15 protein-coding genes are annotated in these 18,041 nt (G+C 69.5%); 3 read left to right on the plus strand and 12 right to left on the minus strand.

Features of this window, described 5'->3' with window-relative positions; translation table 11 throughout:
• From E3O57_RS15345 to E3O57_RS15360, 4 genes are all read right to left on the minus strand, one after another.
• Window positions 1-481 (minus strand): DUF6597 domain-containing transcriptional factor (locus tag E3O57_RS15345; protein WP_370290158.1); only part of this gene is annotated, 481 nt, incomplete at its 3' end.
• A gap of 69 nt (window positions 482-550) precedes the next feature.
• Window positions 551-1,810: an MFS transporter gene (locus E3O57_RS15350; protein WP_103478927.1), complete on the minus strand. Its 1,260-nt coding sequence runs from the start codon at window positions 1,808-1,810 to the stop codon at window positions 551-553.
• 44 nt (window positions 1,811-1,854) lie between these two features.
• The gene (locus E3O57_RS15355) at window positions 1,855-3,750 is read right to left on the minus strand and encodes a heavy metal translocating P-type ATPase (protein ID WP_103478926.1); all 1,896 of its coding nucleotides are present in this window, start codon (window positions 3,748-3,750) and stop codon (window positions 1,855-1,857) included.
• A gap of 197 nt (window positions 3,751-3,947) precedes the next feature.
• Window positions 3,948-5,162, minus strand: a complete 1,215-nt coding sequence (locus tag E3O57_RS15360; protein ID WP_103432194.1) for an NADP-dependent isocitrate dehydrogenase — start codon at window positions 5,160-5,162, stop codon at window positions 3,948-3,950.
• 164 nt (window positions 5,163-5,326) lie between these two features.
• On the opposite strand from E3O57_RS15360, the gene E3O57_RS15365 reads away from it, so the two are divergent.
• Both E3O57_RS15365 and E3O57_RS15370 read left to right on the plus strand, forming a co-directional pair.
• Window positions 5,327-5,779: a GNAT family N-acetyltransferase gene (locus E3O57_RS15365; protein WP_088457109.1), complete on the plus strand. Its 453-nt coding sequence runs from the start codon at window positions 5,327-5,329 to the stop codon at window positions 5,777-5,779.
• A 3-nt stretch (window positions 5,780-5,782) separates the two neighbouring features.
• Window positions 5,783-6,103, plus strand: a complete 321-nt coding sequence (locus E3O57_RS15370) for an MGMT family protein (protein WP_103459193.1) — start codon at window positions 5,783-5,785, stop codon at window positions 6,101-6,103.
• On the opposite strand, the gene E3O57_RS15375 is transcribed toward E3O57_RS15370, so the two are convergent.
• The 5 genes from E3O57_RS15375 to E3O57_RS15395 all read right to left on the minus strand — a co-directional run bounded on the left by E3O57_RS15375 (window position 6,078) and on the right by E3O57_RS15395 (window position 13,446).
• A complete protein-coding gene (locus E3O57_RS15375) occupies window positions 6,078-7,319 on the minus strand; it encodes an NAD(P)/FAD-dependent oxidoreductase (protein ID WP_194088222.1) in 1,242 nt (413 codons plus the stop codon). The genes E3O57_RS15370 and E3O57_RS15375 overlap by 26 nt on opposite strands.
• A gap of 272 nt (window positions 7,320-7,591) precedes the next feature.
• Window positions 7,592-9,397, minus strand: coding sequence for an ABC transporter ATP-binding protein (locus E3O57_RS15380; protein WP_103478925.1), 1,806 nt, complete (start codon window positions 9,395-9,397; stop codon window positions 7,592-7,594).
• Window positions 9,394-11,244, minus strand: coding sequence for an ABC transporter ATP-binding protein (locus E3O57_RS15385; RefSeq protein WP_103459191.1), 1,851 nt, complete (start codon window positions 11,242-11,244; stop codon window positions 9,394-9,396). Before E3O57_RS15385 ends, E3O57_RS15380 begins: the two co-directional genes overlap by 4 nt.
• A gap of 440 nt (window positions 11,245-11,684) precedes the next feature.
• The gene (gene ddaH, locus E3O57_RS15390) at window positions 11,685-12,497 is read right to left on the minus strand and encodes a dimethylargininase (protein WP_103478924.1); all 813 of its coding nucleotides are present in this window, start codon (window positions 12,495-12,497) and stop codon (window positions 11,685-11,687) included.
• A gap of 121 nt (window positions 12,498-12,618) precedes the next feature.
• Window positions 12,619-13,446 (minus strand): alpha/beta fold hydrolase, encoded by an 828-nt coding sequence (locus E3O57_RS15395; protein WP_198416854.1) that lies wholly within the window; start codon window positions 13,444-13,446, stop codon window positions 12,619-12,621.
• Window positions 13,447-13,626: 180 nt separating this feature from the next.
• On the opposite strand from E3O57_RS15395, the gene E3O57_RS15400 reads away from it, so the two are divergent.
• The gene (locus E3O57_RS15400; RefSeq protein WP_088457114.1) at window positions 13,627-14,169 is read left to right on the plus strand and encodes a TetR/AcrR family transcriptional regulator; all 543 of its coding nucleotides are present in this window, start codon (window positions 13,627-13,629) and stop codon (window positions 14,167-14,169) included.
• Window positions 14,170-14,376: 207 nt separating this feature from the next.
• Here E3O57_RS15400 and E3O57_RS15405 read toward each other — a convergent pair whose 3' ends face one another.
• The 3 genes from E3O57_RS15405 to purN form a co-directional block, all read right to left on the minus strand.
• Window positions 14,377-15,597 (minus strand): mechanosensitive ion channel family protein, encoded by a 1,221-nt coding sequence (locus E3O57_RS15405; protein WP_241990457.1) that lies wholly within the window; start codon window positions 15,595-15,597, stop codon window positions 14,377-14,379.
• Between the two features lie 163 nt (window positions 15,598-15,760).
• On the minus strand, window positions 15,761-17,443 hold the full coding sequence (gene purH / locus E3O57_RS15410) for a bifunctional phosphoribosylaminoimidazolecarboxamide formyltransferase/IMP cyclohydrolase (RefSeq protein ID WP_088457115.1): 1,683 nt from the start codon (window positions 17,441-17,443) through the stop codon (window positions 15,761-15,763).
• Complete coding sequence (gene purN, locus E3O57_RS15415; RefSeq protein ID WP_103459277.1) at window positions 17,440-18,033, minus strand: phosphoribosylglycinamide formyltransferase; 594 nt, start codon at window positions 18,031-18,033, stop codon at window positions 17,440-17,442. Before purN ends, purH begins: the two co-directional genes overlap by 4 nt.
• Window positions 18,034-18,041 lie beyond the last annotated feature (8 nt).

An 18,041-nucleotide genomic window follows, 5' to 3' on the forward strand; every position in this document is an offset into this window, starting at 1 on the left:
AGGCCCGCAGCACCGCCGGCGGCGCCGAGCCTGGCCGTCGCCGGGCGCGCAGGTGGTCGATCAGCAGCGCCACCGCCGCCGCCGGGTCGGGGGCCCGCCGCGCGGTCTGCCGCAGCGCGTTGGTGTCACCGAGCAACCCCTGGCTCTCCCGCACGGTGCCGGTCAGCTCGTCGGCGGGCAGGTCGAGGAACCTGGCGGCGGCGAACGGCGCCAGCTCGGCGGCGACGTGCCGGATCGCCGACGGGCTCTGGGTCATCAGGAACCGTGGCTGCAGCCCGGACAGGAAGCCCGCCCCGAGCGTGCGCGCCGCGCCGGTCTCCAGGTCGAATACCCGATACGGGTCGGACAGGTTAAGGATCAGGTGCAGGGCGGGCTGCGGGAAGATGCGCTCGTAGCGTTGCTCCGCGGGCTGCTCGAGGTACCACAGCCGCAACACGTCCGGGGCCAGATCGGCCGGCACGGGCACCTCGAGGTAGGCCATGCCCCCACCGTAGGACCGACGGCTGCCGCTGGCTACTCGACCGGGCAGGGTCTGCAGGAGTTGTGCGGCTCAGCGGTCGACGGCGTCGGTGACCGGCGGCTCGGCGGCGGGGTGCGCGGGCAGGCCGGCGGGCATCCGCAGGGCGTAGAGGGAGGTGGCGACGAAGAGCAGCCCGCCGAGCAGGAACGCGGCCGGGTACGAGACGGTGTCGGCGAGCAGGCCCGCCACGAGGGGGCCGACGATGGCGCCGAAGTCGGAGAACATCGAGAAGATCGCCACCGGGCGGCCGCCCGCGGTGCCGGCCGCGTCGCCGACGGATGCCGCCGGCGCGGTGCCCATGAATGCCGCGGCGACGCCGTAGACACAGAGCAGCGCGGTGAGCAGCCAAATGTTCGGGGCGAATGGGATCGCCGTGATCGTCACGGCCGCCACCAGGAAAGCGCCGATGATGGCAGGTTTCCGTCCGACGGTGTCGACGAACCTGGACGCGGGCGCCAGAGCAAGGGTCTGCGCGACCGCGGCGACGGCGAACGCGATTCCGGTCCAGGCGCTCGGTCCTTTGAGTACCTCGACGACGAGCACCGGCACCAGGGCGCCGCGCACCCCGAACGACGACCAGCCCTGGGAGAAGTTGGCCAGGCAGGCGGCGCGGAACCGGGGGTCGCGGAGCACGCTGCGGAGCGGCAGCATCGGTGTCGGAGCGCCCGTCAAGCCGGCGCCGGCGCGCGTGGCCGGCTGCAGCAGAACCAGCCCGATCACCCCGGCCACGGCGAGGGTGCCGGCGTAGAAGAAGAACGGCGCGGTCAGCGAGATGGTGGCGAGCAGGCCGCCGAGCGCCGGCCCGGCCATTCCGCCGATGAGGAAGCCGCCCTGGTAGAAACCCACGGCGCGGCCGCGGATGCCCGGCGCGGTGGTGCGCAGCAGCAGGGTCATCGCCGCGACGGTGAACATCGCCGAGCCGATGCCGCCCACGCCCCGCAGCAGCAGCAGTTGCGGGTAGCTGCCGGCGATGCCGACCAGGCCGCTGGAGATCGCCACGATGCCGATGCCCACGGCGAGGATGGTGCGTTCGCCGGCCCAGTCGATGAGCTTGCCGCAGATCGGGCTGGCGACGAAGCGCATCAGGGCGAACGCCGACACCACCGCGCCGATCTCGAGGTTGCCCACGCCGAAGCTCTTCACGTACACCGGCAGTACCGGCACCACGACGCCGAAGCCCACCATGACGAAGAACGCGATCACACCGAGCACGTAGACATCCCGGCCGAGGCGGGGTTCGTTAGCCGTTCGGCTGGTGGTGGGCCCGAACGGCAAACGGATGCGTCGCATCCCTCCAGATTAGGCGCTCGCGGGCCCCTGGAAGGTCGCCAGGGTCAGCGGGTGGGCACCGGCTGTGTGGCCGCGGGAATTCGGGCGGCCACCCCGCGGGCGCGCACGTCGCGGCGCCCGCCGATGGCCCGCAGCGCGTTGAGGATGGTGGCCAGGTCCACCAGCTCCTGCAGCAACGCGCCCACGGTGGCGGGGATCAGCCCGAACGCGGCGGCGATCATCAGGCCGATGCTGAGTGCGATGCCGAGCCAGATGCTCTGCAGGGCGATCCGCACGGTGTCCCGGCCGATCGCGACGGCCCGGGCGGCGCGGGACAGGTCGTCGAGCAGGATCACGGCATCCGCCGATTCGCTGGCCGCGGTGGACCCCTTGGCGCCCATCGCGATGCCCACGTCGGCCACGGCGAGCACGGGCGCGTCGTTGACGCCGTCGCCGACCATGATCACCGGCCGCTCCCGGATGGCCCGCACGGCGTCGACCTTGTCGGCCGGCAGGCAGTCCGCCCGTACCCTGGTGATGCCCACCAGCCGGGCAATGTGGTTCGCGGTCGGCCGGGTGTCGCCGGTGAGCATCACCGATTCGCGCACGCCCAGCCGTTCGAGCGCCGCGATGGTGGCGCGGGCGTTGTCGCGCACCTGGTCGCTGGCGACGATGCAGCCCGCGTACCGGCCGTCCACGGCCAGGTAGATGGCCAGTTCGCCGCCGGACAGGTCGGCCGGGTAGGCATCCGGGGCGTGCTCGGCCACAAACGACAGCTTTCCTACGACCACCTCCTGGTCGCCGAACCGGGCCGTGACGCCGTGCGCGGGCACCTCCACGGCCGACTCGGTGCGCTGCATCACGAGGCCGCGCGTTTCGGCGGCGGTGATGACGGATGCGGCGAGCACGTGCGACGAGTACTGCTCGGCCGACGCGGCCAGGCTGAGCAGCTCGTCCTCGCTGAACGGGTCCTCCGGGCAGACCCGGGCGATGGCCGGCGTGCCGTAGGTGAGGGTGCCGGTTTTGTCGAACACCACGGTCTTGGCGCGGGCGAGTTTCTCGAGCACTCCCCCGCCCTTGACGATGATGCCGTTGCGGGCCGCCCGGCTCATCCCGCCCATGAACGCCACCGGGGCGGCGAGCAGCAGCGGGCACGGGGTGGCGACCACGAGCACCTCGGCGAAACGCACCGGGTCACCGGAGACGAACCAGGCCAGGCCGGCGATCAGCAGCGCCCCCGCGGTGAACGGCACCGCGTATCTGTCGGCGAGGCGCACGACCGGGGCCTTGCTCGCGGCGGCCTCCGCCACCAGCGCCACGATCTGCTGGTACTGGCTGTCGGCGGCCAGGGCGGTGGCGCGCACTGTCGCTGCGGCCTGCCCGTTGATGGAACCGCTGAGCACAGGGTCGCCCGCGTGCCGCTCAACGGGCAGGCTCTCGCCGGTCAGCGAGGACTCGTCGAACGCGGCCGAGGCGGAGACCAGGTCGGCGTCCACGGGTACGATCTCGGCGGGCCGCACCAGCAGCAGGTCGCCGATCTGCACCAGGGTGGCGGGCACGTCGTCAACGTCGGAGGAACCGCCCCGCAGCAGGTGCGCGATCTGCGGCACCCGGTCGAGCAGGGCGTTCAGCTCCCGCTGGGCCCGCCCCGCGGCGTAGTCCTCGAGCGCGGCGCCGCCGGAGAGCATCAGCACGATCAGCAGGGTGGCCACGTACTCGCCCACCAGGATGGTCGCGATGATGGCCATGATCGCCAGCAGGTCCACGCCGAACGAGCCCTGGCGCATCCGTTTGATCATGCCGACGCCCTGGATGCCGACCACGACCAGGCCGAGGGCGGAGAACAGCCACTGCACGGCGACCGTCAGCCCGGCGGCCCACAGCAGCAGTCCGAGCAGGCCGATGAGGATGGTTGCCGCCACAACCGGATACCGGCGGAATGCTCCCGTGAGCGTGGACATGGCTCCATTGTCACCTCGGATGCCCGTAGGCACCAGCAAGGAGAGCCTCCGCTTGTCGCCGTACCCGTCGGGCGAACTGTTCCCGGTGCGGACAATTGCGCCCGGCGCACCGGGCACATTTGTCCGTTTCGGCCACAGTTGGGCGCAGAAAAGGCCCCGCCGGATCGACGGGGCCTTTTCGGGTGCGGGCGGGCGGGTTAGGCCAGGCGGGTCTGCAGGTTCTCGGCGATCGCGGCCAGGAACTCCTCGGTGGTGAGGTAGCCCTGGTCCGGGCCGACCAACAGCGCGAGGTCCTTGGTCATCTTGCCGCTCTCGACGGTCTTCACGACCACGTCCTCGAGGGTGTGCGCGAACTCGGCGAGCGCCGGGTTGCCGTCGAGCTTGGCGCGGTGCGACAGGCCGCGGGTCCAGGCGTAGATCGACGCGATCGGGTTGGTCGAGGTGGGCTTGCCCTGCTGGTGCTGGCGGTAGTGCCGGGTCACGGTGCCGTGCGCGGCCTCGGCCTCGACGACGCTGCCGTCGGGGGTGGAGAGCACACTGGTCATCAGGCCGAGCGAGCCGAAGCCCTGCGCGACGGTGTCGGACTGCACGTCGCCGTCGTAGTTCTTGCAGGCCCAGACGTAACCGCCCTCCCACTTCATCGCCGATGCGACCATGTCGTCGATCAGGCGGTGCTCATAGGTGAGCCCGGCGGCCTCGAAGCGGTCCTTGAACTCGGTGTCGAAGATCTCCTGGAAGATGTCCTTGAACCGGCCGTCGTACGCCTTGAGGATGGTGTTCTTGGTCGACAGGTAGACCGGGTAGTTGCGCTCCAGGCCGTAGTTGAGCGAGGCGCGGGCGAAGTCGATGATCGACTTGTCGAGGTTGTACATGCCCATGGCCACACCGCTGCCCGGCGCCTGGAAGACTTCGAACTGCTGCGGGTCGCCGCCGTCCTTCGGGGTGAAGGTCATGGTGAGGGTGCCTTCGCCCTCGAAACGGAAGTTGGTGGCGCGGTACTGGTCGCCGAACGCGTGGCGGCCGATGATGATCGGCTTGTTCCAGCCCGGCACCAGGCGCGGGATGTTTGAGATGATGATCGGCTCACGGAAGATGGTGCCGCCGAGGATGTTGCGGATGGTGCCGTTGGGCGACGCCCACATCTTCTTCAGGCCGAATTCTTCGACCCGGGCCTCGTCCGGGGTGATGGTGGCGCACTTGACGCCGACGCCGTGCTTCTGGATGGCGTGAGCCGCGTCGACGGTGATCTGGTCGTCGGTCTCGTCACGCTTCTGGATCGAGAGGTCGTAGTACTCGAGGTCGATGTCGAGGTACGGGTGAATCAGGGAGTCCTTGATGGCCTGCCAGATGATGCGGGTCATCTCGTCCCCGTCAAGCTCGACGACAGTACCTGCAACCTTGATCTTCGACAATGGATTCTCCTCAGTGAGTCGGGGCGTGGTGGCCGTCAACAATCCTAGCCGAGGGCGGTAACTGTCTCGACATCGAGACAGTTGGCCGGCGTTTCGGTGACGGTCGCCGAGTCCCCCACAAACCCGACTACCTGCCGCCGTGGCCGGGCGATAGCCTTGGGTGTATGCCTGAACTCCGACTTGAAGAACTGTCCGCGCGCAACATCGTCGCGGCCAATAACCTGAGCCTCAAGCCTGGTCAGGAGCAATTCATCGCGCCGGTCTCGTATTCGGTCGCCGCATCCGTGATCAACCCGGCCACCGCCTGGCAGCGTGTCGTATTGCTCGACGGCGAGGTCGCCGGGTTCATCCACGGTAATTTCGACCCCGAATCCGCCCAGGAGGAATTCCGCGCCTGCATCTGGCGGATCAACGTCGACGCCGAGGCCCAGGGCATGGGTGTGGGCAAGTTCGCCGCCGATGCCCTCGCCGAAGAGGCCCGTCACCGCGGTTTCGACCGCATCACGGTGATCTGGGAGCCCGGCGAGGACGGCCCTGAGGCCTTCTTCCACCGCATCGGCTTCGTCGACATCGGCGAAACCGAGTTCGGTGAGGTCATCGGCGCGCTCACCCTCTAGCCGGTGCGCCTCAACCCGGCCAGCCCGTTCGTGGAGGCCGTGCTCGACATCGTCGATGCGATCCCACCCGGCCGGGTGATGACCTATGGCGACGTCGCCGCCGCCCTCGGCTCCCGCGCCGCCCGGGTGGTCGGCCAGACGATGGCGCAATTCGGGTCGGATGCGCCGTGGTGGCGGGTGATCCGCGCCGGTGGGCATCCGCCGATCGGCCACGAGAGCCGGGCGCTGGTGCACTACCGGGCCGAGCAGACACCGTTGCTGCCCGGTCCCGGGCCGGAGTCCGGCTACAGGGTGGACCTCAGCCGAGCGCGCTGGCGTCCCTGACAGGGCCGGCCGGCCCGGCAGTGTCAGCGTGGGCGTCGGTGTCGGTGGGGCTCAGGCTGAGCTCGAGCAACCGGGTCCGCCACTCCTCGACCCGCCCGGGCTGGTCGATGCCCAGCACCGCCACCGGCGTCTCGCCACGGCGGTAGACGGCCAGCAGGTCGCCGGTGTCGACCCCGCCCGCCTCGATCGTCATCGACTCGCCACCGTGTAACCGGCCGGCGAACTGCACCAGGGCGCCGGCCTGCTCCGAGGTCAGCGTGGCGGGCGCCGCCGCCGCGCCCGGGTCGACCCCGAGCAGCGCGGCCATGGCGATCGACGGTCGGTTGCGGGTGTCGCTGAAGTGCGCGATGCGGCGGTGCGCCCCGGTTGCCGGGTCAAGCCAGGCCGCACAATCGCCGACCGCGACGATCCCGGGCACGCCGGTGGCGCCGGCCGAGTCGGCGACCACCCCGCCGTGCAGGTCCCGGCCACCCGGGTCGAGTGCGGAGCCGCCGAGCCAGCCGACCAGCGGCACCGCGCCGATGTCCAGCAGCACCAGGTCGGCTCCGATCTCTTCCCCGCTGCTCAGCCGCACCCCGGACACCCAGCCGGGGCCGATCAGCTCGGTCACCCGCAGGTCGGTGCGCACGGTGATGCCCCGGCGCTCGTGCAGCCCGAACACGGCGCCGGCGACGGTGGCGCCGAAGGCCGTGTGGAGCGCATCCGTGCTACTGCCGAGCACCGTCACCCGCAGACCCAGGTCACGGGCGGTCGACGCCACTTCGAGGCCGACGACCCCGGAGCCGACCACGACCAGGTGGGCGCCGGGCAGCAGTTCTTCGCGGAGCGCCAGGGCGTCCTCCACGGTGCGCAGCGTGTGCACCCCGCGGGGCATGGTCGACATGCGGCGGGCGGCGGAGCCGGTGGCGATCACCACGGCGTCGGAGTCGACGGTGCGGCCGTTGGCCAGCGTCACCCGGTGCGTGGCCGCGTCGAGCGCGACGGCCGCGACCCCCAGGCGCCAGTCGGCGTCGAGGTCGTCGTGAGGGGCCTCGAGCGCCAGTTCATCGATCGTGGTCTGCCCGGTGAGGAAGCCGCGGCCGAGCGGCGGCCGGTCGTAGGGCCGGTGGCGTTCGCTGCCGAGCACGGTGATGCGGCCGGTGTAGCCGTGGGCGCGGAGGGCGACGGCACTGGCGTGGCCCACCACTCCCGCACCCACGATGGTGACTGAGTCCATGCTGGGTGATCCCCCGATCAGTCAGGCCGACACCAACGGATGACCGCGCGGCGCCGGCTCGGGAACGAGGCTGCTCGTTCACGGCGGTTGTGTTCTCTGGCACCAGATTCGCTGCCAGCCCAGGGAGTGTCAAGCGCGTCGGGCCGGTTCCCGGCAAGTGGTTCCCGACCCTCAACATCCCCGAAACACCCCCGACTCAAACCACCCGCGAACCGCGACCCAAGCACCGAAAGCCTCAAGTTTCGGGTGCTTGGCTGACAGTTCGCGAGTGGTCAGACGAGGGACTCGCGCCAGGCGGCGTGCAGCCGGGAGAACCGGCCGGTTCCCGAGATGAGCATGTCGGGGGTGCCGTCCTCGACGATGACGCCGTTCTCCATCACCAGCACCCGGTCGGCGATCGCCACGGTCGACAGGCGGTGCGCGATGATCACCGCGGTGCGGTCGCTGAGCAGCGTCTGCAAAGCCTCCTGCACCAGCCGTTCGCTGGGGATGTCCAGCGAGCTGGTGGCCTCGTCGAGAATCAGCACCGCCGGGTCGGCCAGGAAGGCCCGCGCGAACGAGATCAGCTGGCGCTGGCCGGCGGAGACCCTGCCGCCGCGCTTGTTAACGTCGGTGTCGTACCCGCCGGGCAGGCCCACGATGAAGTCGTGCGCGCCGACGGCCCGCGCGGCCCCCTCGATCTCCGACCGCGTCGCATCCGGTTTGCCGATCGCGATGTTGTCGGCGACGCTGCCACTGAACAGGTACGCCTCCTGAGTCACCATCACGATGGCCCGGCGCAGGTCCTTGGGGTGCAGGTCGCGCAGGTCGACGCCGTCCAGCAGCACCCGGCCGTGCGACGGGTCATAGAACCTGGAGATCAGCTTCGCCAGGGTCGATTTGCCGGCGCCCGTCGAGCCGACCAGGGCGATGGTCTGCCCGGGTTCCAGGGTGAGGCTGAAGTGCGGCAGGATGACCCGGTCGGCCTGGTACTCGAACTGTACGTTGTCGAAGTGCACGGCACCCTTCGAGGTCCACAGGTCCACCGGCGTGACGGGGTCGGGCACACCGGGCTGCTCCTCGAGCACCCCGGAGATCTTCTCCAGCGCGGCTGCGGCCGACTGGTAGGAGTTGTAGAACATCGCCATCTCCTCCATCGGGTCGAAGAACCGGCGGGTGTACAGCAGCGCGGCGAGCAGCGCACCGATGGCCAGCTGCCCGTCGGCCACGCGGAAGCCGCCGACCAGCAGCACCGCGGCGACGGTGACGTTGCCGATCAGGATCAGCCCGGGATCGAACACGCCGAACAGTTGGATAACGCGGGCGTTGACCAGCCGGTACGACTCGACGAGCTTGCCGAAGACACCCTCGTTGCGCTTCTCGGTGCGGAACGCCTTGACCGCGCGGATGCCGGTCATGGTCTCGACGAACTGCACGATCAGGCTCGCGGACGCGGTGCGGGACTGGCGGAACAGGTGCTGCGAGCGCACCTGGAACCAGCGGGTCAGCGCGAGCAGTGGCACGAGTGCAACGAGCAGCACCAGCCCGCTGACCCCGTCGAGGGCGAAGAGGGCGATGCCGGTGAAGGCCATGTAGAGCAGGCCCTGCACGAGCTGGTTGATGCCGGAGTCCAGCAGCTCCCTGATCGCATCCAGGTCGCTGGTCTGCCGGGAAATGATGCGTCCGGAGGTGTACGACTCGTGGAATTCAAGGCTCAGCCGTTGGGTCTGCAGGAACACGCGCTTCCGCAGGTCGATGAGCACGGCCTGGCTGATCCGGGCGGAGAGCACGGTGTACCAGGCGATCAGTAGCGCCCCGGTGATGCCGGTGATCAGGTAGATCGCCCCGGTCGCCGCCAGCGGCACCCAGTCCTGTTCGAGCAGGGCGGGCAGGCCCTTGTCGATGCCGAACGCGATCAGGGCCGGGCCGGCGACCTGCGCGGCGGTGGACACGACGACGACGAGCATCGCCATGACCACCGACCAGCGCACCGGGAACAACAGCGAGCCGAGCAGGCGCAACGACCGGCGCCGGATCTGCGCGCTTTCGGCCTTGGTGTAGTCGAGGCGTTCTTCGCCTTCGACACCGATGACACTCACAGTGCTTCTCCCGCTCGCTCGGACTCTCGTCGTTCTTCGTCCTCCAGGCTGGAGATGACGAACTTGTAGTGCGGGCTCGAGGCCAGCAGCTCGGAGTGCGTGCCGACGGCGGTGATCTTGCCCGCCTCGAGCAGCGCCACCCGGTCGGCGAGCATCACCGTGGACGGGCGATGCGCCACGATCAGCGCGGTCGTGGACGCGAGCACCCGGCGCAGGGCGGCCTCGACCAGCGACTCGGTGTTCACGTCCAGCGCGGAGAGCGGGTCGTCGAGCACCAGGACGGCGGGTGCCGCGGCCACGGCGCGGGCCAGTGCCACGCGCTGTCGCTGCCCGCCGGAAAGGCTCATGCCCTCCTCGCCGACGAGGGTGTCGACACCGTTGGGCAGGTCGTGCACAAACGCCGCCTGCGCGATCTGCAGCGCCTCGGCCAGGGCCGCGTCGGCCTCCGGGCTGCGCTCGGCGAACTCCGGGCGGCCCAGCAGCACGTTGTCACGCACGGATGCCGAGAACAGGGTGGCGTCCTCGAACGCCATGGCGATGTGCCGGCGCAGCTCGTCGCGGCGGAGGGCCCGCACATCGACCCCGTCGAGGGTCACCGAGCCATCCGTCACGTCGTACAGCCGGGTGGTGAGCGCCGTCAGGGTGGACTTGCCGGAGCCGGTGAGACCGACCAGCGCCATGGTCTCGCCGGGTTCGAGCACCAGGTTCACCCCGTCGAGCAGGTCGGGAAACCGTTCGGGTGAGTCCGCGTAGCGGAAGTGCACGTTCTCGAACGCGAGCCGGCCGCGCGGGCTGGTGATCGTGACCGGGCGGGGCGGGTCGGTGATGGTGTTTGGCGTGTCCAGGATGTCGAAGAACCTGTCGGTGGCGGTGCGGGTGTCAAAGGTCATCGACAGCAGGAAGCCGATCGACTCCACCGGGAAGCGCAGCACGGTGGCGGTGGCGAAGAACGCCACCAGCTCGCCGACGCTGAGCTGGCCCTGGCTGGTCAGCCAGACGCCGGAGACCAGACAGAGCGCGAACGCGACGTCGGGCACCAGCAGCAGCCAGAGCCAGATCCCGGCGATGGCGCGGGCCTTCTCGATCTCGGTGCCGCGCAGCTCCTCCGCCTGGCTGGCGAAGCTCTTGAGCGCGAAGCTGCCACGGCCGAACGCCTTGAGCACCCGGATGCCGTGCACCGACTCCTCGACGGCGGTCGCCAGGTCGCCGGACTGGTCCTGGCTGCGCCTCGCGATCACGGAGTACTTCTCCTCGAAGACGTAGCCGTAGATCCAGATCGGGATCGAGCAGACCAGGAAGATCACGCCGAGGATCCAGTTCATCGACAGGAGGATCACCACGCCGGCGATGATGGTGAGGAAGTTCACCACGAGCAGCACCAGACCGAACGAGATCCAACGGCGGATCATGTTGAGGTCGCTGACGGCGCGGGAGAGCAGCTGCCCGCTCGGCCAGCGGTCGTGGAAGGTCACGGGCAGGTCCTGCAGCCGGGCGTACAGGGCGTTGCGCATCCGGGATTCGATGTGGGTGCCGGGAACGAGCACGAACCAGCGGCGCAGCGCGATCATGCCGGCCTCGAGCACGCCGAGGCCGAGCACGATGAGTACGGCGGGCCAGATCGGTGCAGTGTCTCCCTGGCTGAGGGCGCCGTCGACGAGTTGCTGCAGCACCTGCGGGATGGCCAGGGCCACCAGCGAGGCCAGCAGTGCCGCGAGCATGCCCAGGCCCAGCCGTGGCAGCGCGGGCTTGGCATAGGGATAGAGCCGCAGCAGGGTGCGGAAGGTGTTGGAGCGCGCAGCGGGCGTGGGCGCAGTGTGCGGCGGATGCTGTGGAGCGGTGGTGGTCATGAGAGAGGTTCCTGGCTGGGCCGGCTCCGGCGCTGAAGCGCCGGTGGGCTGGATGATGCGGGGCTGGGTGGGTGCGGGAGCCGCGACGAAGCCGTTGGTGCTGGCGGCGGTGCCGACGGTGCTCCTGGCGGCGTGCGGTGGTGCCCGGTGCCGGCGCGGAATGACCACGTCCGGAAGAGGAAGCGGGCGGTGACGCCCGCTGAAATGTGCGGCCCGCGCAGACGCGGGCGGGTGGGGTTCTCTGGCCGGGACCTTAGACGGAGGCGAGTCGGAGCGCCGGGACGAAGGCAGCGCCGGTCGCAATCGATGCGTACCTGGTGCGAGCTGTCTTGGTCATGTCGGCCTCCTGAGCGTTTCGTGTCATCGTCTTGTGCCCCCCTTGTTCAGGCAGCCTTTCAGGATAGGGCCACGGACGACTCCGGCGCAAGCAGAATTTTCGCTCAGCGAACGCGCACGCTCAGGCAGGTGACACAGCCCTCGAGCTTCTCGAACTCGGTGATGTCCACGGTCACGGCCCGATAGCCGAGCCCGGTGAGCAGCTCGGTGGTGCGCGGCGCGGCGGCCGACATCAGCAGGGTGTGCGCGTCGAGCACAACCACGGCGGTACCCTCCGCTTCGGGTACCGGCACGAACCTCTCGAACAGTCCCGGGTCGTCCACGAGCGGCGGGTAGCCGATGATGGTGCCGTCCGGCAGAGCGGTGATAGCGGTCTTGAGGTGCAGGGCGCGGGTCACCGGAACCGGGACCACGGTGTAGCCGAGGGGTTCGACGATGGCGGCAAGCTGCGCCGCACCCTCAGCGTTGGTGCGCAGGCTCTGCCCCACGTAAACGGTGGCGCCCACCTTGAGCACGTCACCGCCGTCAAGGGTGCCGGGCAGGTCGATCCGGCGCACCGTGAGTCCCAGGGCGCGCACGGCCGCCTCGGCACCGGCCGTCTCGCCGCGTCGGCTGGGCGCACCAGGGCTGGCGAGCACGGCGGTGTCGCCGAAGAGGATCACGGCATCCTCGATGAAGACGGAGTCCGGCTGGTCGGGTGCCGGATCCACCTCGGTGATGGCCCAGCCCTCCGACTGCAGCGCCGCCACGTAGCCGTCCCACTGCGCCCGGGCCAGCCCGAGGTCGATCGGCACACGATCGATGTGGGTGATCTCGCCCTCGGCGAGGATGTCGACGGGCCGGCGGACCAGCACGCGCCGAGCGGTGCCCGGCAGAGTCACATCGCCAGGGAGGGCCGAGTCGCCGGAGGTTGTCATGCGCACAGCCTAATCGCAGACGAATTGTTCCCCGTGCGGACAACGCCACATCCGCCACTTGCCGCAAAGCAACCTCTCACACGCCCCGAAAGGGGAGGATGCGGCAAGTCGGCGAGCGAAGCTATTGGGCGGACAGGAACTCGAGGGTACGCGCGACGACGACCTCGGGTTGTTCCTCGGCGATGTAGTAGCCGGTGCCCGGAACGTGCTCGAGCGTGAAGTCGTCGGCGTCCCCTTCGTAGCCGCCGAGTATCTCCGGGTGCTCCCGGTTCGGGTCGTTGTTGCCGTAGAGGACGGTCCCGTAGAGCGACAGAGTCGGAGTGGTCAGACGTGTGCCGCGGTAGGCGCCTGTGCTGCTGCGTTTGGCCTCGCTCAGAATGAAGTGCCGGTACAGTGCCGATCCGGCATCCGCTCGCGCCGGGTCCTTTAGCCGGGACACAAAGGCGTCGATGTCTTCGGGTGCGAAGACCGACGGGTCGCTCGTGTCACCGGTCATCAGCCGGCGCGGCAGCCGTTGTCGTCCGGTGCGGAGGAGCCAGGGTCCCAGACCCGGTATTGCGATGGCGAACATCGACCAGATCCGCCAGACGTACAACAGCGCCCGGGGGTGGAATTCGGGGTACGGGTGCGGGGTGGCAAGTGCGACGAATCTCTCGACTCTCTCGGGATGAGCCAGGCACACCCGAAACCCGACGATGCCGCCCCAGTCGTAGCCGAGAATATTCACCTTGTCGAGGTGCAACGCGTCGAGCAGCGCAACGACATCCGCTACCAGCTGCTCGCTCGTGTATCCGTCGGGCGGGGCCTCGGTCCAGCCGGCACCGCGCAGGTCCGGGCAGATCACCCGGTAGTTCGCGGCGAGGGCCGGGATGACCTTGCGCCAGGCCCACCAGTGCTGCGGGAACCCGTGCAGCAGCACGAGCGGCGGGCCGCTACCGGCCTCGGCCACGTGCATCCGCAGCCCCGGAAGATCGAGGAACCGATGTCGGACCCCGGCCAACTCCGGCCACGAGCCCGTGCCATCGAGGCGGCTTGTTCCATGACTGAATTTGCCCGAGGGCTTCATCGCACTCATGCCGCCATCATACTACGGACATAGTGCCTCGTCCACTATGTCTATAGTGAAAGGATGACCCCGATTCGAGTGCGCGTCCTGGAAGCCGCGATCGACCTCCTCGCGACGGGCGGGTTGCGTGCGCTCACCCACGTTCGTATCGACGAACGCGCCGACCTGCCGAAGGGGTCCACCTCCAACTACTTCCGCACCCGGGCCGCCCTGCTGATCGGCGTCTCCGAGTGGATCGTGGAGCAGGAGCTTCGTCCAGTGCGAGTGGCGTTCTCGCCGCGTTCGCCGGCCGAGCTCATCGACGCGATGTGCACCCTGCTCGAGGTGACGACCCACGAGAACAGGGAGCTGACCACGGCGAGGCTGGTGCTGTTCATGGAAGCCAACCACAACGCCGAGCTTCGAGAGGCGCTGTCCCGGGGCCGGGCGGCCCTGGGCGAGGGCATCGTGTCCGCTCTCGCCGAGATGGGCGCCCGTGATCCGCAGGCCGCGACGGAGGCCATTGCCGCCTGTTTCGAGGGCCTCCTCCTGCACCGCATCGCCCGGCACGACAGCACCGATCCCCGGCCGATCTTCGAGACCGTCGTGATGGGCGCGCTCGCCTGACCCGCACCCTTGCCCAGCCTCGGCGCCGCCCCGCAACGCCGACGCGGCCGCTCCCGAGTTGCCGCAGAGTGCCCTTTCGTGCGGCGCGAAGGGGCCGGATGCCGCAAGTCGGCGAACGCCACCTCTGTGAGTTGCCGCAAACCTCGCCTAAACGCGCCGCGACGAGGCAGGATGCGGCACATCGGCGGCCCGACGGAGGGCGCGAGACTAGCGCGGCGCGGGCAGGGTCTCGGGGGCGTCTTCCCAGTCCTGCACGGTGATGGACTCGGTGAAGTGCTGGGCGCGTTCCTTGCCACCCTCGTCGCCGGAGAACAGTCCCGGCGCCTCGATCACCGGGCGCGCGGGCTTGCGCGAGTGGCTCGACGGGCGCACCGGCGGGGTCTCCGGCTGCTGGCGCACCTCGACGCGGTTCAGCGGCAGGGCATCGGGGTTCTCGGCGTTGACCCAGTCGATCAGGTTCTCCCGCACGAAGCAGCGCAGGTCGAACAGGGTGGGTGCGTCCTGCGCCGTCACGAGCACCCGCACGCGCACGAAGCCGCCCACGGCGTCCGTCACCTGAAGAACGACAGCCCGGCCGTCCCACAGGTCGGTCTGGGCGACGACCCGGTTGAGCTCGTCGCGCATCGCGGCGGGGTTGACACGCCAGTCCAGGTCGAAGTCAATCTGGCCCAGCAGTTCGCTGTTGTGCCGGGTCCAGTTCTGGAACGGGGTGGTGGTGAAGTAGGTGGACGGCAGCACCATCCGCCGGTCGTCCCAGATGTGCACGACGATGTAGGTGAGGGTGATTTCCTCGATCTTGCCCCACTCGCTCTCGACGATCACGACATCGTCGACCCGCAGCGCGTTGTTGAACGCCAGCTGCATGCCGGCGAAGATGTTCGCCAGGGTGGACTGGGCGGCCAGGCCTGCCACGACACTGAGCAGGCCGGCGGAGGCGAACAGGCTCGCACCCACGGTCGCGGCGCCGGGAATGCTCAGCAACACCGTGCCGATGGCGCAGATGATGATGATCACAACGCCGATGCGGCGCAGCATCCGCAACTGGGTGCGTACCCGGCGGGCCACCCGGTTGTCGCGCACGTCGATGCGGTACTTGTTGGCGGTGATTTCCTCGGCGTAATACAGCAGCGCGCACAGCAGCCAGGTGGCGCTGCCGATGAACAGGGCCCGGAAGACGAAGCCCACCGTGGCCTCCCAAGCTTCGGGCACATCGAGGTAGCCGGCGACGGCCAGCCACAGCGCGCCGATCAGCACGGTCATGCGGAACGGCACCCGGATCAGCTTCACGAGCACCCGCGCCCAGGACCTGCGCTTGCCGACCATGCGGAAGGAGAAGGCGGCGATCGCGGTGATCGCGAGGGCGAGAACGATCGCCGCGACAACGGCAACCGGGAAAGCGGGCAGGGACAGCCCGAAAACTTCGATCACAAGGGACCTTTCCGTGTCAGGTCTGAGGAGGACTGCAACGGCGGTGTCACGTGGACCTCCCATCATGTCAGCCCAGACTGAGAAGAGCCACACAACGACGAACGCCGGGGCGACATCCGAGAGATACGGATGCCGCGCCCGGCGTCAGGTCACTGCCTCACGGTCAGTGGAAGAAGTGGCGCTCCCCGGTGAAGTACATCGACACACCGGCGGCCGTCGCCGCGGCGATGACCTCCTCGTCGCGCACCGAACCGCCGGGCTGCACGACCGCGGTCACGCCCGCCTCCAGCAGCACCTCGAGGCCGTCGGCGAACGGGAAGAACGCGTCGGACGCGGCCACGGCGCCTTCGGCCCGCTCCCCCGCCCGGCTCACGGCCAGGTGGCACGAATCGACCCGGTTGACCTGGCCCATGCCCACACCCACGGATGCGCCGGCGTGCGCGAGCAGGATCGCGTTGGACTTCACCGCACGGCAGGCCTTCCAGGCGAACTCGAGGTCGGCGCGCGTGGCGTCGTCGACCTCGGGGCCCGACACCAGGCGCCACTCGGAGGTGTCCAGGGTGTCGAAGGTGTCGGTCTCCTGCACGAGCAGGCCGCCGGAGATCTGGCGCAGCTCCAGCGACGAACGACGGTAGTCGGCCGGCAGCTCGAGCAGACGGATGTTCTTCTTCGCGCTGAGCAGCTCGAACGCGGCCGGCTCGAAGCCGGGAGCAACGAGCACCTCGGTGAAAATCTGGCTGACCGTCTCGGCCATGCCCAGCGTGACGACGCGGTTGGCGGCGATGACCCCGCCGAACGCGGAGACCGGGTCGCAGTCGTGCGCACGGTGGTGCGCAGACGCGATGGCGTCGGGGGCCTTGGGGTTCGCCACGGCGATGCCGCACGGGTTGGCGTGCTTGATGATCGCCACGGCCGGTTCGCTGAAGTCGAACGCGGCGCGCACGGCGGCATCCGCGTCGACGTAGTTGTTGTAGGACATTTCCTTACCGTGCAGCTGCACGGCCTGGGCGATGCCCTGGCCGCCCTCGCCGAGGTAGAGAGCTGCGGCCTGGTGTGAGTTCTCGCCGTAGCGCAGCACGGCGCCGCGGCTGGCTTCGATCGCGAGGGTTTCCGGGAACAGCAGGTCGGTGGGGTCGTCGCTGTCGGCGCCGACGATGGAGTCGAACGCCTCGAGGATCTCCTCGCCGAGCGACTCCGCGTCGTCCTGCCACTGGTCGTAGACGTTCTCGGTGAACCAGGCCGACACACTCAGGTCGTAGTTGGCGGTGTGTTCGAACGCGAGCGACGCCAGCTTCTGCCGCAGCCGAAGGGTGCTGCCGCCGGCGCCGACGGCCGTGATGATCTCCGGGTAGTTCTCCGGGTCCACGACGATGGCCACGTTGGGGTGGTTCTTGGCGGAGGCACGCACCAGCGCCGGTCCGCCGATGTCGATCTGCTCGATCACGTCGGCGGGTTCCGCACCGGACTCGACGGTTTCGACGAACGGGTACAGGTTCACCACCACGAGCTGGAACGGGGCGATCGACAGGTCGGCGAGCTGGTTCTCGTGCGCCTCGAGGCGCAGGTCGGCGAGGATGCCGGCGTGCACGCTCGGGTGCAGGGTCTTCACCCGGCCGTCGAGCGATTCCGGGAACCCGGTGACGGCGGCGACATCCGTCACGTCGTGGCCGGCGTCACGGATGGTGGCTGCGGTGGAACCGGTGGAGACCATCTCGACCCCGGCGGCGGCCAGGGCGTTGGCCAGTTCGACCAGGCCGGTCTTGTCTGAAACCGAGATCAGCGCGCGCTGCACGGGAATGACGTCCCGGTCGCGGTAGAGGCTCCGGGCGTTGGTGTGACCGCTCATATGGGGGAATGCTCCTTGAGATCGACGTGTCCGTTGGCGATGTCGAGCACGGCCTGCACGAGCAGGCGGCGTTCGACGAGTTTGATGCGGTCGTGCAGCGAGTCCTGGGTGTCGTCGGTCAACACCGGCACCCGTTCCTGGCTCACGATCGGTCCGTCGTCCACGCCGTTGTCGACAACAATGATGCTGGCGCCCGTCTGGGTCGCCCCGGCGGCGAGTGCGTCGCGCACCCCGTGGGCGCCGGGGAACTCGGGCAGGTAGGCGGGATGGGTGTTGATCAGGTGCGGCGACAGTGCGCCGACGACCCGCGGCGGCAGCAGCCGCATGAAGCCGCTGAGCACGGTGAGGTCGGGCTCCCATTGCTGGATCTGCTCGAGCAGCGCGTCGCCCCACGCGTCACGGTCGGCGTAGGAGGCGAACGGCACCGTGAAGGTCGGGATGCCGAATTCCTCGCCGAGAGCGAGCCCCTCGGCGTCGCGGTCTGCACCGATGGCGATCACCCGGGCGGGGAACTCCGCATCGGCGGACGCCTCGAGAAGCGCGCGCAGGTTCGAGCCTCCGCCGGAGATCAATACGACCAGTGACAGCACCATCCGAG

Origin of the sequence: Cryobacterium sp. TMN-39-2 (assembly GCF_004402745.1) — a bacterium.
Classification (GTDB): domain Bacteria; phylum Actinomycetota; class Actinomycetes; order Actinomycetales; family Microbacteriaceae; genus Cryobacterium; species Cryobacterium zongtaii.

Bases quoted from the DNA above. Each gene is read 5' to 3' on its own strand.
- E3O57_RS15365 (WP_088457109.1), top strand. From the start codon at position 5,327: ATGCCTGAACTCCGACTTGAAGAACTGTCCGCGCGCAACATCGTCGCG.
- E3O57_RS15400 (WP_088457114.1), top strand. From the start codon at position 13,627: ATGACCCCGATTCGAGTGCGCGTCCTGGAAGCCGCGATCGACCTCCTC.
- purH (WP_088457115.1), bottom strand. From the start codon at position 17,443: ATGAGCGGTCACACCAACGCCCGGAGCCTCTACCGCGACCGGGACGTC.
- ddaH (WP_103478924.1), bottom strand. From the start codon at position 12,497: ATGACAACCTCCGGCGACTCGGCCCTCCCTGGCGATGTGACTCTGCCG.
- E3O57_RS15375 (WP_194088222.1), bottom strand. From the start codon at position 7,319: ATGGACTCAGTCACCATCGTGGGTGCGGGAGTGGTGGGCCACGCCAGT.
- E3O57_RS15355 (WP_103478926.1), bottom strand. From the start codon at position 3,750: ATGTCCACGCTCACGGGAGCATTCCGCCGGTATCCGGTTGTGGCGGCA.
- E3O57_RS15350 (WP_103478927.1), bottom strand. From the start codon at position 1,810: ATGCGACGCATCCGTTTGCCGTTCGGGCCCACCACCAGCCGAACGGCT.
- E3O57_RS15385 (WP_103459191.1), bottom strand. From the start codon at position 11,244: ATGACCACCACCGCTCCACAGCATCCGCCGCACACTGCGCCCACGCCC.